Below are 1,816 nucleotides of genomic sequence, written 5' to 3' on the forward strand. Positions count from 1 at the left end.
GCGTACGGGACCCGGGCTGGCTCTCGCTGGCCAGGGGCTGGGCCAGCCAGGCCCGCGCCCGCGCCTGCCCGGGGCCTTGCAGGTAGTCGGCGGCCACAGCGCCCAGCATGTAGTCGTCATCGACCATGCCATAGTCGAGCTCGGCGGCGTCGCCATCGCGCCCGGCCTTGCGGTTCTGGACGACGGCGAACTCGCCGATGCCCTCTTCGTGCGCGACCTCGCCGCCGGGCGACAGTCGCGCCAGCACTGAGTTGAGGCCAGCCTCGACCGCCGCCGGCCGCAGGGCCGGCATCAGCAGCCGCACCGACATCAGGGTGTCACGGCCGAAATAGGTGTTGAAACGCCAGGAGCCGGCCAGGAACTTCTCGCGATAGCTAAGGAAGGCCAGGGCGTCGCGGGCGCCGGGGTCGGCGGCGGCGTGGGAATTGAGAAGCTCTCCGACCGGCAGCGGCGTCAGCGGCGGATCGCCGCTCAGCGCCGTGATCTCCAGCGCGATCCGCCCATCGGCTCCGGCGACGATGGCGCCCCGATCGAGGCGTCCGCCGATGACGCGGATCGTCAGCTCATAGCCGGGTCCGCCGTCAAGGCGACCGCGACGCCAGGTGATGGTGTCGCCCTTGATGATCGGCTCGGCCGCGACCTCGGCCGGAAAGCGACCGACTGCCTGATAGTCCCGCAGATAGCGGACGTTGGAGAGCACCGCCTGCTTGGGAACCAGCTTCGGCGCGTCGAGGCTGGCGTGGGCGATCACGCCGTTGAGCGCGCCGCGGCGGACCGGCCGCGGCGGCTGGTCGAGACGCCAAGTCGCGGCCTTGGCCATCGGCTCGAACCACAGGCCAACGCCGCTGTTCCCCGCCGGGAAGGCGACCAGAATGCGGGGGTCGACGCCGTTGCGCAGCAACAGGTGCGCGGCGACAGTGTCTTCGCGCACGAAGGCGTTGAGGTTCTGCCCCTCGGTCAGCTGGTAGGCCAGGTCCGGCCTGGCCAAAACCTGGCTCGAGACGGTCAGCGACAGCAGGACGCCGATCGCCGCCCATCGAAAGTTCTTGAACATCCAGCCTCTCCAACCGCGCGAAAGGCGGCGGACGCTTGGTGCGACCGCCGCCTGGTCTACTGATCCCGCGTCCTAGAAGCGGAGCGTGAGCGAGCCGCCATAGGTCCTTCCCACGATGCCGCGGGCGTAGAAATAGCCCGAGGACGCGTTCTGGGTCTGGCCTTGGCGCGGGTTGCCCTCGGTCAGACCGACAACGTCAAAGATGTTGTCGACGTTGAGGTTGACCTGGAGATTGTCCTTCACGTTCAGGGTGACCCCCGCGCTGGTCACGCCATAGGACGGCAGGGCCACGCCGTTGCCGGAGTCGGCGTAGATCTTGCCGACATATTTGTACCGGGCATAAACCTCGCCCAAGCCATTGGGCAGCTTGAAGCTCGGCGTGATCGTGAACAGCCGCGATGGCGTGCGCTCGGGGCGATTGCCGTCATAGGTCGGCTGCGGCACGCCGTTCAGGCTCAGATTGTTCAGCGTCGGATCCTGGATCACACCCGAGAAATTGACCGAAAACCGGTCCGTGGGCCGCACCAAGGCGTCGACTTCCACGCCGGTGGTCTTGAGGTCGGCCAGGAAGCTGGTCTGCTTCGTTGGATCAGACGGGTCGATGAAATTGTAGAATTGGTTGTCGAAGTTGGTTTTGAACACCGTCGCCGAGGCGCTGAGCAGGCGGCCGTACTCGAAGCGCACGCCAGCTTCATACAGCTCGATTTTGGTGATCGGATCGGTGTTGTTGGTCTGGAAACCGTTGGCGTAGCGGCCATAGAC

General features: G+C 66.6%; 1 protein-coding gene and 1 pseudogene. Both read right to left on the minus strand.

Annotated elements, in window-relative coordinates; genetic code table 11:
• Positions 1-1,054: pseudogene (locus AC1DSO_RS24710) on the minus strand (hypothetical protein); the annotation flags it as partial.
• Positions 1,055-1,126: 72 nt separating this feature from the next.
• A partial coding sequence (locus AC1DSO_RS24715) for a TonB-dependent receptor domain-containing protein (protein ID WP_477071323.1) occupies positions 1,127-1,816 on the minus strand: 690 nt, incomplete at its 5' end.

The organism is Caulobacter sp. P4_E5 (assembly GCF_056401555.1).